The 12,462-nt window shown below is 74.2% G+C and carries 15 protein-coding genes; 5 read left to right on the forward strand and 10 right to left on the reverse strand.

Annotated features, from left to right (window positions below; genetic code table 11):
- The first annotated feature begins 1 nt into the window (after nt 1).
- A complete protein-coding gene (locus tag ABEA04_RS05565; RefSeq protein WP_345455632.1) occupies nt 2–976 on the forward strand; it encodes a ribonucleotide-diphosphate reductase subunit beta in 975 nt (324 codons plus the stop codon).
- Between the two features lie 57 nt (nt 977–1,033).
- The gene (locus ABEA04_RS05570; RefSeq protein ID WP_345455363.1) at nt 1,034–1,900 is read left to right on the forward strand and encodes an SDR family NAD(P)-dependent oxidoreductase; all 867 of its coding nucleotides are present in this window, start codon (nt 1,034–1,036) and stop codon (nt 1,898–1,900) included.
- Between the two features lie 79 nt (nt 1,901–1,979).
- Here the strand turns inward: ABEA04_RS05570 and ABEA04_RS05575 are convergent, their stop codons facing one another.
- Nucleotides 1,980–3,131 (reverse strand): RNA polymerase sigma factor, encoded by a 1,152-nt coding sequence (locus ABEA04_RS05575; RefSeq protein WP_345455365.1) that lies wholly within the window; start codon nt 3,129–3,131, stop codon nt 1,980–1,982.
- Nucleotides 3,128–3,535 (reverse strand): YciI family protein, encoded by a 408-nt coding sequence (locus ABEA04_RS05580; protein ID WP_345455367.1) that lies wholly within the window; start codon nt 3,533–3,535, stop codon nt 3,128–3,130. Before ABEA04_RS05580 ends, ABEA04_RS05575 begins: the two co-directional genes overlap by 4 nt.
- Nucleotides 3,536–3,805: 270 nt before the next feature.
- Between ABEA04_RS05580 and ABEA04_RS05585 the strand changes: the two genes are divergently transcribed.
- Both ABEA04_RS05585 and ABEA04_RS05590 read left to right on the forward strand, forming a co-directional pair.
- Nucleotides 3,806–4,438, forward strand: coding sequence for a flavodoxin family protein (locus ABEA04_RS05585; protein ID WP_345455369.1), 633 nt, complete (start codon nt 3,806–3,808; stop codon nt 4,436–4,438).
- A 34-nt stretch (nt 4,439–4,472) separates the two neighbouring features.
- A complete protein-coding gene (locus ABEA04_RS05590) occupies nt 4,473–5,729 on the forward strand; it encodes a glucose-1-phosphate adenylyltransferase family protein (RefSeq protein ID WP_345455371.1) in 1,257 nt (418 codons plus the stop codon).
- A gap of 16 nt (nt 5,730–5,745) precedes the next feature.
- Here the strand turns inward: ABEA04_RS05590 and ABEA04_RS05595 are convergent, their stop codons facing one another.
- Genes ABEA04_RS05595 through ABEA04_RS05610 form a run of 4 tightly spaced genes read right to left on the reverse strand, consistent with a single transcriptional unit; the run spans nt 5,746 to nt 8,235 of the window.
- Nucleotides 5,746–6,348 carry a hypothetical protein gene (locus ABEA04_RS05595; protein WP_345455373.1) on the reverse strand — a complete coding sequence of 201 codons (603 nt, stop codon included), beginning with the start codon at nt 6,346–6,348 and terminating at the stop codon, nt 5,746–5,748.
- Nucleotides 6,349–6,386: 38 nt separating this feature from the next.
- Nucleotides 6,387–6,998: a hypothetical protein gene (locus tag ABEA04_RS05600; RefSeq protein ID WP_345455375.1), complete on the reverse strand. Its 612-nt coding sequence runs from the start codon at nt 6,996–6,998 to the stop codon at nt 6,387–6,389.
- Between the two features lie 2 nt (nt 6,999–7,000).
- The gene (locus ABEA04_RS05605; protein WP_345455376.1) at nt 7,001–7,615 is read right to left on the reverse strand and encodes a hypothetical protein; all 615 of its coding nucleotides are present in this window, start codon (nt 7,613–7,615) and stop codon (nt 7,001–7,003) included.
- Nucleotides 7,616–7,629: 14 nt separating this feature from the next.
- The gene (locus tag ABEA04_RS05610; RefSeq protein WP_345455378.1) at nt 7,630–8,235 is read right to left on the reverse strand and encodes a hypothetical protein; all 606 of its coding nucleotides are present in this window, start codon (nt 8,233–8,235) and stop codon (nt 7,630–7,632) included.
- A gap of 122 nt (nt 8,236–8,357) precedes the next feature.
- Here ABEA04_RS05610 and ABEA04_RS05615 point away from each other — a divergent pair, with 122 nt between their 5' ends.
- Entirely contained in the window at nt 8,358–9,842 is a 1,485-nt protein-coding gene (locus tag ABEA04_RS05615; protein WP_345455380.1) for a hypothetical protein, read from the forward strand.
- Here ABEA04_RS05615 and ABEA04_RS05620 read toward each other — a convergent pair.
- Genes ABEA04_RS05620 through ABEA04_RS05635 form a run of 4 tightly spaced genes read right to left on the reverse strand, consistent with a single transcriptional unit; the run spans nt 9,833 to nt 12,378 of the window.
- Nucleotides 9,833–10,690, reverse strand: a complete 858-nt coding sequence (locus tag ABEA04_RS05620; RefSeq protein ID WP_345455382.1) for a fructosamine kinase family protein — start codon at nt 10,688–10,690, stop codon at nt 9,833–9,835. The genes ABEA04_RS05615 and ABEA04_RS05620 overlap by 10 nt on opposite strands.
- Nucleotides 10,687–11,214, reverse strand: a complete 528-nt coding sequence (locus tag ABEA04_RS05625; RefSeq protein ID WP_345455384.1) for a low molecular weight protein-tyrosine-phosphatase — start codon at nt 11,212–11,214, stop codon at nt 10,687–10,689. The genes ABEA04_RS05620 and ABEA04_RS05625 overlap by 4 nt, the downstream gene beginning before the upstream one ends.
- Nucleotides 11,215–11,221: 7 nt before the next feature.
- Nucleotides 11,222–11,626 carry a phage holin family protein gene (locus ABEA04_RS05630; RefSeq protein WP_345455386.1) on the reverse strand — a complete coding sequence of 135 codons (405 nt, stop codon included), beginning with the start codon at nt 11,624–11,626 and terminating at the stop codon, nt 11,222–11,224.
- A 44-nt stretch (nt 11,627–11,670) separates the two neighbouring features.
- Entirely contained in the window at nt 11,671–12,378 is a 708-nt protein-coding gene (locus ABEA04_RS05635; protein WP_345455388.1) for a GntR family transcriptional regulator, read from the reverse strand.
- Between the last annotated feature and the right edge of the window lie 84 nt (nt 12,379–12,462).

The following is a 12,462-nucleotide window of genomic DNA, read 5'->3' on the forward strand; positions in this document are numbered from 1 at the left end:
CATCCTCGGCACCGGCATCCAGGACGGTCTGCTGCTCAAGCCGGTCACCTACCCCTGGGCGATGGAGCTCTACGACCAGGCGGTGGCCAACACCTGGTTCCCGAACGAGGTGCAGCTCGGCGAGGACCTCGCCGACTTCGAGCGGATGAGCGACGACGAGCGGCAGGCGCTCACCTTCTTGATGAGCTACTTCAACCCGAACGAGCTGCTGGTCAACAAGGCGCTCGCGTTCGGGGTCTACCCCTACGTCAACGCCGCCGAGTGCCACCTCTACCTGGCCAAGCAGATGTGGGAGGAGGCCAACCACTGCATGAGCTTCGAGTACGTGCTCGAGACCTTCCCGATCGACCGTGAGGCGGCGTACGAATCGCATGTGACGGTGCCGTCGATGGCGGCGAAGGAGGAGTTCGAGGTCCGCTTCATCCGGCGGATGACCGAGCAGACGCTCGACATCTCCACCACCGCAGGCAAGCAGGACTTCGTGCGCAACCTGGTGGCCTACAACGTCATCCTCGAGGGGATCTGGTTCTACTCCGGGTTCATGGTGGCGCTGAGCTTCCGGCAGCGGAACCTGCTGCGCAACTTCGGCTCGCTCATCGACTGGATCGTGCGCGACGAGTCGCTGCACCTGAAGTTCGGGATCAACCTGATCCTCACGGTGCTCGAGGAGAACCCCGACGTCGCGACCGAGGAGTTCGCCGCCGAGATCCGGCAGATGGTGCTCGACGCGGTCGAGATGGAGGAGGCCTACAACCGCGACCTGCTGCCGCACGGCATCCTCGGCCTCAACGCCGACTACATCAACACCTACGTGCGCTACCTGGCCGACCGGCGCCTCGAGGAGCTCGGGTTCGCGCCGCACTACGGCGTCGCCAACCCGGCGAAGTGGATGGCGACCGCCAACGACACCCTGCAGCTGGTCAACTTCTTCGAGTCGATCAACACCAGCTACGAGGTGAACGCCGTCCAGGCCTGACCCGGCTGAGCAAGGTCGATCAAGTCGGTGAGGGGCGCGCCGTCGCAGGATGACGGCATGGACGTGACCCCGCCCCTCACCGGACGCGTCGCCCTGGTCACCGGCGCCTCCCGGGGGCTCGGCCGCGCGTGCGCGGTCGAGCTCGCCCGGGCCGGCGCGCACGTGGTGTGCACCGGCCGCAGCACCCGCGCCGGCGCCACCCAGGACGCCGTCGACGACCTGACGCTCGAGGGCACCGTCGACGCGGTGACCGGGGCCGGCGGCAGCGCGGAGTGGCACCGGTGCGACCACACCGAGCCCGACCAGGTCGAGGCGCTGGTGCGCGACGTGGTGGCGCGGCACGGTCGCATCGACGTCCTGGTCAACAACGCGTGGGGCGGGCACGACGCCCACGACGCGCCGCTCGGGGAGGAGGTGTGGGACGAGCCGCTCGACCAGTTCCGGAACATGCTGCTGGCCGGCGCGTACTCCGACTACGTCACCTCGCTGCTGGTGCTGCGGCACGCGATGGGCCCGGCCGGGTGGGGCGTCGTCCTCACCACGACGTGGCACACGCCCGAGCCGCCGGCCTGGCTGCCCTACGAGTCGAGCAAGGCGGCCAAGAACCGGCTCGTCTACGCGCTCGGCCACCACCTGCAGCGGCAGGGCATCCCGGTGGTCGCGGTCGCGCCGGGGTGGATGCGCACCGAGCTGATGCTGACCCACCACACCGCCGACGAGCTGGCCGGCCGCACCGAGACCCCCCACTTCGCCGCCCGCGTCGTCGCCGCCCTCGCCGCCGACCCCGACGCGATGCGGTTCACCGGCCAGGTCGTCGACGTCGCCGAGATGGCCGACGTCTACGACCTCACCGACCTCGACGGCACCCGTCCCCGTGGCAACGAGGGCCGCTACGCCCCCAGCCCGGTACCGCCCCCCGCCTGACAGGCCCCACGGCCGTTCGCACCTCCGACGATGGTCGAGGTGTGAGGAGCCCCGGCGACGAGCCTCGAGACCCCCGGCCTCAGCGGCCGGCGTTCAGGCGGGCGGCCTGGCGGGTGAGGTGGTCGCGCTCGGCGAGGTTGGGGGCGCGGTGGGCGGCCTCGGCGTACAGGCGGGCGGCGGTGGCGGGGTCGCCGTCCCGCTCGTGCAGGTAGGCCGCCACGGCGGTGTGGCGCGGCACGGTGGGGTCGACCTCGGCGAGCGCGGCCAGCCCGGCGCGCGGACCGTCGGCCTCGCCGACGGCGACGGCCCGGTTGAGCCGGACGACGGCGGTGTCGGTGAACCGCAGCAGCTCGTCGTACCACTCCACGACCTGCACCCAGTCGGTCTCGGCCGCCGTGGGGGCGTCGGCGTGCAGCGCCGCGATCGCGGCCTGTGCCTGGAACCCGCCCAGCCGGTCGCGCGCCAGCGCCGCCTGCAGCACCTCGACCCCCTCGGTGATCAGCGTGGTGTCCCACCGGCCGCGGTCCTGCTCGGCCAGCGGCACCAGCCGGCCGACGGACGTCGTCCGCGCACCTCGGCGGGCGTGGTGCAGCAGCATCAGCGCCAACAGCCCGGCCACCTCGGGGTGGTCGACGGCGGCGGCGAGCCGTCGGGTGAGCCGGATCGCCTCGGCCGCCAGGTCGACCTCGCCGGAGTAGCCCTCGTTGAAGACGAGGTAGAGCGTGCGGAGCACGGTGGCGACGTCACCGGGCCGGTCGAGCCGCTCGCCGGTGACGGTGCGCTTGGCGCGGCTGACGCGCTGGGCCATCGTCGCCTCCGGCACCAGGTAGGCCTCGGCGATCTGCCGCGTGGTCAGCCCGCCCACCGCCCGCAGCGTCAGCGCGACCGCCGACGACGGCGTCAACGACGGGTGCGCGCACAGGAAGTACAGCTGCAGCGCGTCGTCGGCCTCGGGCACCGGTCCGGGTAACGGCTCCTCCTCGGCCCGCTCCTCGCGCCGGCGCCGCGCCGCCTCCGAGCGGGCGGCGTCGACGAACCGGCGCCACGCCACCGTGACCAGCCAGGCCTTCGGGTCGCGGGGCGGGTCGTCGGGCCAGGTGCGCAGCGCCTCGACGAGCGCCTCCTGGACGGCGTCCTCGGCGTCGGCGAACCCGGCGCCCCGGCGCACCAGGACGCCGATCACCGACGGCACGAGGACACGGACGGCGGCCGCGTCGAGCGGCGTGCTCACCCCTCGACGGTCGGCGGGTGCGCGAGGAACGGCCGCACCTCGAGCCACTCGTGGATCGGCTCGCCGTTCTTGCCGGGAGCTGCCGACAGCTCGCCAGCCAGCTCGACCGCGCGGTCCTGGCTGTCGACGTCGATGATCATCCAGCCGGCGATGAGGTCCTTGGTCTCCGCGAACGGGCCGTCGGTGACGGGCGCCTTGCCCTCGCCGCCGTACTGCACCCACATCCCCTCGGGGGCGAGCGCCTGCCCGTCGACGAACTCGCCCGAGGCCTCGAGCCGGTCGGCGAAGCGCTGCATGTAGGCGATGTGGTCGTCGATCTCGCCCTGCGTCCACTGGTCCATCGGGACGTCGTTCACGCCGCGGGGAGCGCCGCGGTAGTGCTTGAGCAGCAGGTACTTGGCCATGTCGTTCTCCTCGGTTGGGGTGCGGCCCGGTGGCCGCGCTCGACCCTGGGACGGAGCCGTCGCCGCGTTCTCGACATCCCCGGACGGAATTCCTCCCGGCAATGATCGGATCTTCTCCGGGAGAGATCCGATCACATCCGGCGCGGACCGCCCAGGGCGCGGATCCGCTGCAGGTGCGAGCGCGCCTGCCGACGGCTCCTCGCGCCACTCACCCCCGCTCTCACCCGGCCGGACCTGCGCCGGCCCGCCGCGCCGCGTCACGGTGGAGGCATGACGATCACCACCGACGTAAGCGACACGACCGACCTGACCGCCCTGCTGCTCGTGTGCTCCCTCAAGCGGTCGCCCGCGCCGTCCAGCTCGGAGAAGCTGGGCCGCGAGGTGCTCGCCGGCCTGGCCGAGCACGGCGTCCGCGGCGACGTCGTGCGCATCGTCGACCACGACGTCCGCTTCGGCGTGTCCGCCGACGAGGGCGACGGCGACGCCTGGCCGGGCATCCGCGAGCAGGTCCTGGCCGCCGACATCCTGGTGCTGGCGACGCCGATCTGGATGGGTCAGCCGTCGTCGGTGGCCAAGCTGGTCTGCGAGCGCCTCGACAACGAGATCGCCGAGACCGACGACGAGGGCCGCCCCGTGCTCGTCGGCAAGGTCGCCGTCGTGGCGGTCGTCGGCAACGAGGACGGCGCCCACCACACCTCCGCCGAGCTGTTCCAGGCGCTCAACGACGTCGGCTACACCATCCCGGCGCAGGGCGTGACCTACTGGACCGGCGAGGCGATGCAGAGCACCGACTACAACGACCTCGACCCGTCGCCGGAGGCCACGCAGGGCACCACGGCCACCGTCGCCCGCAACGCGGTGCACGCGGCGCAGCTGCTGCGCACGAACTACCCGGTCGGCTGACCACGCGGGCCGTCGCGGTGCCACGATGAGCGCCGTGCCCCTCTCTCACCGGCCGCGGCTGCTCGCCATCATCCAGGCCGGCGGCGCCGGCAGCCGCATGGACGTGCTCACCCGTGAGCGCGCCAAGCCCGCGCTGCCGTTCGCAGGCGTCTTCCAGCTCGTCGACTTCCCGCTCAGCAACCTCGCCCACAGCGGGGTCGACCACGTGTGGCTCTCGGTCCAGTACCAGGGCGCGACGCTGGAGGAGCAGGTCCACAACGGCCGGCCGTGGAACCTCGACCGCAACGACGGCGGCCTGCGGCTGCTGATGCCCCAGCAGGGCACCGGCAGCCTCGACGAGGACGGGTTCGCGCGCGGCAACGCCGACGAGCTGTTCCGCATCCGCGACCAGATCGCGAGCGTCGACCCCGACGTGCTGCTGGTGATGAGCGCCGACCACGTCTACCGGCTCAACTACCTCGACCTCGTCGAGACCCACCTCGACGCCGAGGCCGAGTGCACCGTCGTCGTCACCGACGTGCCGCAGGCCGAGGCCGGCGACCATGCCGTCGTCTCGGTCGACGGCGCTCCGGGCAGCTGGGCCGACGGCAGCCGGGTCACCGGTTTCGCCTACAAGCCCGACGACCCGCCGCACGGCACCGTCGCCTCCGAGGTCTTCGCCTACGACCCCCGCGTGCTCGCCGAGGTGCTCGAGGACCTCCACCGCGAGCTCGGCGAGGACGCCGAGGCCGGCGACACGGGCATCGGTGACTTCGGCGAGCACCTGTTGCCGCGGTTCGTCGAGCGTGACCGCACGGTCGCGCACCGGCTGCCGGGCTACTGGAAGGACGTCGGCCAGCCGCACCACTACCTGCGGGCGCACCGAGACATGCTCGACGGCGAGTCCGGCGTCCTGGGCGTGGCCGGCTGGCCGATCCTCACCCACCAGCCCCAGCGGCCGCCCGCCCGGCTGCTCGAGGGCTGCGAGGTGTCCGGCAGCCTCATCAGCCCCGGGTCGACGATCGCCGGCGCCGTGCGGGGCAGCGTCATCGGACCGGGCGCCGTCGTCGAGGCCGGCGCCGAGGTCGTCGACAGCGTGGTGTTCTCCGACACCGTCGTGCGTGCGGGCGCCCGCGTGCACCGCGCGATCGTCGACGTGCGCTGCGACATCGGGGCGGACGCCGTCGTCGGCTCGCCCGACGCCGACCTCGACGACAGCGACGCCATCGCGCTCGTCGGCCGGGGCAGCATCGTCGGCGACGGCGTCACGCTGGAGGCCGGCGCCCGGTTGGAGCCCGGCACCTCGGCCTGACCGCCGCGGAGCAGCGTCAGTCTGCGTACACGCGCGCGCCGTAGGTCGGGTCGGAGACCGTCCGGCCGATAGAACCGAGGGCGGCGTCGAGGTAGAGGCGTCCGCTCCGCTCCGTCAGTCCCTTCGAGCCGGTCATCACGGTCGCGTTCGCCCGCACCCACGCCGGGTCGCCCAGGCAGTCCCGCCGCACTGCGACGCGGACGACGCCCCGACGGGGGAACGACTCGGTGCGGGCCGTGCAGCCGGACCCCGTGCCGGGCTCGTACAGCGTCGCGACCGCCTCCTCGGTGCCCCCGCTGCGGAAGGCGAGCAGCTCGCCGGTGGCCGGGCCGGGCAGGTCGAGCAGGACCGTGACGATGCGGTCGTGCGCTCCGACGTCGCGCAGCGAGACGGTGACGCTGAGCCACCGGCTGCGGTGGTCGACCTGCAGTGCGGTGATGTCGGCCGCGCGCTGACGTGGAGCGGGTGATCCGATCCTGCCGTCCTCGGTGCCAAGCCGGTGCACGTCGTGCCACCGGTCGGTGGTGCGCCACGTCTCGGCGTGGGCGGCGGGTGCGACGGCGGCGAGGCAGCCGGCGGCGACGAGCGCGGCGAGGCCGCGGGTCAGGAGGGAGCGCATCGGTTCGTGGTCCTTCTGTCTGGTGGGGTCGGGGGTGGTCAACCGACGTGGACCCGTGGGCCGTAGGTCGTGGGTGAGCCGTGGGTCCCAGGCCGCCCGAGCGCGACGTCGAGCAGGGTGCGCGGACTGTCGTCGAGGCTCTCCCGCGAGCCGGTCGCCACCAGGGCGTTCGCCCGCACCCAGGCCGGGTCGCCCAGGCAGTCGCGCCGCACCGACAGTCGGACCATGCCTGCACGCGGCAGGGTCGTGGACCCCGACCGGCACGGGTCGTACTCGCTGAGGCCCTCCTCGAGCCACGCCGAGGTCAGCGTCTGCCCGTCGGTGCGGATCGTCATCAGCGTCGCGTCGATCCGCCCCGGCAGGTCGAGCTCGACGATCACGATTCGGTCGCGCGGCCGCACCTCGCGCAACGAGACCTCGACGGTGATCCACCGTGGCCCGTGGGCGACCTGCAGGGCAGTGATGTCGCTGCCGCGGTTGCGTGGAGCCGGCACCGACGGACGGTCCTCGAGGGACGTCGTGTCGACCGAGCGGACGTCGTGCCACCGGTCGGTGGTGCGCCACGTCTCGGCGTGGGCGGCGGGTGCGACGGCGGCGAGGCAGCCGGCGGCGACGAGCGCGGCGAGGCCGCGGGTCAGGAGGGTGCGCATCCTCAGCCGACCTCGATCCTGGGGCCGTAGGCGACGCGCCCGGTCCGGGTGCGGACGGGGCCGAGGACGACGTCGGTGAAGGCGCGCCGGCTGTCGTCGAAGGAGCGCTCGGAACCCGCCGAGACGGAGCCGTTGGCCCGGACCCACTCGGGATCACCGAGGCAGTCACGACGCACGGCCAGTCGGACGACACCTCGGCGCGGCTGCGTGCTCGCGGTGGCGGGGCAGTCGATGAAGTCCATGCCGTCGAGCAGGCTGGACTCGGCCTCGATCTCGCCGTCGACCAGCCAGGCAGCGAGGTAGCCCTCGACCCGGTCGGGCAGCGCGAGCGAGACCACGACGACGCGGTCGCGGGGCGTGAGGTCCCGCACGCGAAGCGTGGCGGTCACCCACCGCGTCCCGTGGTGGACCTGAAGGGCGGTGATGTCGGCCGACCGGTTGCGCGGGGTGGTCGACATCGGCCCGTCGCCCGAGGTGTCCATCGACTGGACGTCGTGCCACCGGTCGGTGACGTGCCAGGTCTCGGCGTGGGCGGCGGGCGCGACGGCGGCGAGGGAGCCGGTGGCGACGAGCACGGCAAGGCCGTGAAGCAGGCAGGCACGCATGGAGGCACGCATGGAGAGGCCGGTCGTCATCCGACGTGGACCTTGGGGCCGTATCTCAGTGGGGACTCACCGAAGCCGATGCGCTGGTGAACGGCGTCCACGAAAGCGATCTCGCGTCTCTCGTTGCCCTCGATCGTGGCGAGGCTGACAGTGGTCCGTACCCAGTCGGGCCGGTTCAGGCAGCGTCGGGGGATCGTCACGACGAGCCTGTCGAGGGCGGGCCGGGGCGTCGTCCAGGCTTGGCACTCCCGGAAGCCCTCGGCGTCGCCGGCAGCGGCGAAGGTCGACCACCGGCCGTCGAAGGTCGACGCGGAGACGAAGGCCCTGTCGCCGCCCGGCAGCCGCAGCTGGATATCGAGGACTTGAGTCGCGGCGGGGTCGAGGTCGCGGACGCTCACGCCCACTCCGATCCGCTTGAAGCTGTGCGTCACACGCAACCGTGTGATGTCTGCGGAGCGTTCGCGCGGCGCGCGAGAGATCGTCGCGTCGCGGTCTGTGTTGGGCGCGAACCGCTTCACGTCGCCGCGCGCGTCGCGCACGACGACGGTCTCGGCGTGGGCGGCCGGCGCGACGGCCGCGAGGGAGCCGACGAGGACGAGCGCGGTGAGGCCACGGGTGAGGAGGGAGCGCATGGGGCTGGAGCCGCCTTCGGGTCGCAGGAGTGGCCCAGTGTGAGGGCCGTCGCCGGTTCGCGCGGGCGAACCGGCGAAACCCGCTTCCCCTGCCCCAGGGCCCGCCGTCTAGGTTCTCTGCCATGGCCGAGTCGCTCTCCCGCGAGCTGATCCTGCCCGCCACCCGCCTCGCCGTGCCCGGCCGGCCGTCCGACCGGCACATGAGCGTGCTGGCCGAGCGCAGCGCCGGGCTCTGGACCGTGAGCCCGCGCGACTGGGCCACCCAGCAGGTCGTGCGCCTGGCCGTGGCGGCGCTGCTCTCCTCGCGCGCCGAGAAGGCCGGGTTCGACCCGGCCCACGTCACGCTGGGCCAGCTTGCGCCGGCCTTCGCCCCCCACGTGCCGCTGGCCGCGCAGGCCTACCGGCTGGCGGTGCTCGAGGCCGTCAACGCCGGCGTACCGGCCGCCGCCGACCCGCTGCGCGACGCGCTGCGGCGCCTGGGCGTCACCGGGCGCGAGCCGCTCGTCATGGTCGCCCTCGGACTCGACCGCGTCGGCGCCGACGGGGGCGGTGACGGCGGCAAGCAGTTCTGGCAGCAGGCGCGCACGTCGACGACCGTAACCGCGCTCGTCGACGCCGTCATGGCGCACCACGGCGACAGCCACCGCGCCGGCGACGTCAGCAGGCTCGACCGGCGCCAGCTGGCCCGCGCCGACGCCGTCGTGCTCGCCGGCGGCCGCGCCACACCGGTCGCGCTCGGCACGGCGCCGTCCGGCGGCGGCTCGTGGCTGCCCATCCCGGTCGCGCTCACCCGGCCCGCGGCCGCGCGGCGTCCGGAGCGCGGCGGCGACCGCGGTGACAAGGGCCCGCGCACCCACGAGGTGCCGCTGCGCGGCGAGGGCTGGACCGAGGTCTTCGACACCGCGCTGGACGCCGTCGGCGCCGCCATGCAGCAGATCGACCAGGGCGCCCGCTCGCGTGGTCGCGCCCACGGCACCGCCGACGCCCTCGCCAACCGGCTCGCCGCCGCCCGCAAGCGCACCGTCGCCGAGGTCGTCGAGTCGCTACGCGACATCGACCCGTTCGTGCTCGAGGTCTTCGGCGACGAGGTGGGCGTCACCGACGTCCGCGTCGCCGTGCCCGTCGTGGACGACGACGCCCTCGCCGGCCTGTGGCTCTCGCCGCAGGCCCTCGCGGCGCCGCTGGTCACCGGCGCGGCTGACCTGTTCCTCGGCGGGCGTGCCGAGCCGCGTGCCCAGGGCGGTCAGCGTGGCGGTCGCGGCCAGCAGGGCGGCCGCCCCGGGGCGCCGGGTCCGCGACCCGGTGGTCAGCCGGGTCAGCCGGGTCAGCCGGGTGGTCAGGGTCGGTCGCAGGGTGAGCAGGCGCCGAAGCAGGGTGGCTCGCGCCGGTCCAAGCGCGGCAAGCAGCCGCGACCGGGGACGACGGAGCAGCAGCCGCAGGCCGAGCAGCCGGCGTCCGAGCAGCCGGCGTCCGAGCAGCCCCAGCCCGAGCAGCCCCAGCCCGAGCAGCAGGCGCCGCAGCCGGAGCAGCAGGCCACCCAGCCGGAGCAGCCCGCGCCCGAGCAGCCTCAGCCCGAGCAGCCTCAGCCCGAGCAGCCTCAGCCGTAGCGCTTGGCCGTCGCGGCGGCGCGGTCGCCGTACCCGCCGCCGAACAGGCAGGCGTGCACCAGCAGCGGGAACAGCTGGTGGAGGCCGACGCGGTCCTCCCAGCCGTCTGCGAGCGGCGTGGCCTCGTGGTAGGCCTCGAGCAGCCGCGGCAGGTGCGGCAGCCCGAACAGCGCGAGCATGGCGAGGTCGACCTCGCGGTGACCGCCGTAGGCGGCGGGGTCGACCACCCAGGCGGCGCCCTCCTGCCCCCACAGCACGTTGCCGTTCCACAGGTCGCCGTGCAGGCGCGCGGGCGGCTCGTCGGGCACCAGCGCGGCCAGCCGCGGCACGACCCTCTCGATCGCGGCGACGCCGTCGGTGTCGAGGGCGCCGCGGTCGTGGGCCAGCTTGGCGTAGGGCAGCAGCCGGCGGACGGCGTAGAACTCGGCCCAGGTGTCGGCGGCCCGGTTCGGCATCGGCAGCGAGGCGATGAAGCCGTCACGCTCGGCACCGAAGGACGGCGCGCCCGCGGCGTGGGTGGCGGCGAGGTCGCGACCGAGGGCGGCGGCGTCGTCGGCGGTCATGCGGCCCGGCTCGACCCAGGCCAGCACCAGGCAGTCGGCGTCGGTGGCCAGCACCTCGGGCACGCGGACGCCGCCGGCCTCGGCGAGCCACCGCAGGCCCCACGCCTCCTGGTCGAAGAACCCGGGCGGCGCGTGCGGCCGCGTCTTCATCAACGCGGTGGTGCCGTTCGACAGCCGCAGCTTGGTGGCGGTGGCGACGTCGCCGCCCGCCACCGGCGCGGTCGAGACCACGGCCGCGCCCAGCAGGGCCTCGGCGCGTCGGGCCAGGGTCGGACGGCGGGTCACGCGTCGTCCCCCGTCGACGCGGTGGGCTCGAGCAGGCCGGGCAGCGCGTCGACGATCGCGTCGCTGGTGCGCTCGACCATCTCCAGCACCTCCTCGAAGCCGTCGGCGCCACCGTAGTACGGGTCGGGCACCTCGCTGCCGGGGGCGACGGGGTCGAGCTCGCCGAACAGCATCACGCGACCGTCGGCGCGGCGTCCGCCGAGGTCGGCCAGGTTGGCGGCGTCCATGGCCAGGACGACGTCGAACCGCGCCGCCCACGCCTCGTCGTACTGGCGTCCGCGGTGGCGGGTGGGGTCGTAGCCGGCCGCGCTCAGCGTGGCCGCCGCCCGCGGGTCCATCGGCTCGCCGACGTGCCAGCCGCCGGTGCCGCAGCTGCCCACCTCGACGCGGTCGGCCAGCCCGGCCTCGGCCACCTTGCCCGACAGGACGACGTCGGCCGTGGGGGAGCGGCAGATGTTGCCCAGGCAGACCAGCCCGACGGCGTAGCGGCCCGGGGTGCGGGGCGGGGGCAGTGCGGCGCTCATCGGCACGTCAGCGGCGGTCGTCGTCGAGGTCGCCGACGAAGGAGTCGACCACCCAGGTGACCAGGGTGATGACGAGGGCGCCGCCGACCGCCGTCCAGAACCCGTCGACGCGGAAGGCGATGTCGAGCACACCGGCCAGCCAGGCGGTGATGCCGAGCATGGCGGCGTTGATGACGAGCAGGAACAGCCCCAGCGTCACGATGATGAAGGGGATCGAGAGGATCGTCAGGACCGGCTTCACCATCGCCGTCACGAGCCCGAGGATGGCCGAGACGAGCAGCAGCGGCACGAGGTCGTCCTGCACCTGGGCCCAGCCCTGACGGGCGCCGCCCGGGAAGGCGATGCCGTCGAGGAGCCAGGCCGCCGCGGCCAGGCCGAGGGCGGTGGTGAGCAGGCGCAGCACGATCCGCATGCGCCCGAGTCTGGCAGGCGGGCGGTACGCCGGCCCGCCCAGGATCAGCCGAGGCCGAGGGCCGCGACGATCTCCTCCTCGGCCGAGGCCAGGTGGGCCTCGAGGAAGGCGAGCGCGCCGTCGACGTCGTCGTCGTCGAGCAGCCGCACCAGGGCGGTGTGGGAGTCGGCCTGGTCATGGGCGTTGCGCTTGAGGCGCTCGACCTGGGCCAGCGCGAGCCGCAGCTCGTGCACCAGGCTCGTGGCCATGGCGACCAGCCGCGGGCTGCCGGTGAGCCCGACGAGCGAGACGTGGAAGGCCAGGTGCAGCGCGTTGAGCGTCTCGTAGCTGGCCTCGGCGGCCACGGCGTCGGTGTAGGCCTGCAGCGAGTGCCGCACGTGCTCGCGCTGCGGCTCGCCGGCCTCGCGCCAGCGCGCGACGCCGGCACCCTCGAGCACCCAGCGGGCCGCGCACACGTCGCGCACCGAGTCGGCCTCGGGCGTGGCCACGTGCACGCCACGGTGCGGCTCGCGCGTGGCCAGGCCCTCCGCGACCAGGACGCCGAGCGCCTCGCGCACGGTCGGACGCGAGACGCCGAGCGCCTCGGCCAGCGCGAGCTCGCGCAGCGGCGTCCCGCCCTCGATGTCGCCGTCGAAGATGGCCCGGCGCAGCTCGTCGGCCGCCCGGTCGACGGTGGAGGCCGGGGCGAGGGGTTCGAGCCCGAGCACGACGGGCCCGGGGTCGCGCAGGTCGGCGTCCGTGCCCGAGGTCATGCGCCCATCATGCCGTCTGCCGGCCGCGTCGGCTTGCCCACGACCCGGCGGTGCGGCACCATGGGTCTTGTCAGATTGTCTGAC

The organism is Nocardioides marinquilinus, from assembly GCF_039543705.1.
In the GTDB taxonomy this organism is placed as follows: domain Bacteria; phylum Actinomycetota; class Actinomycetes; order Propionibacteriales; family Nocardioidaceae; genus Nocardioides; species Nocardioides marinquilinus.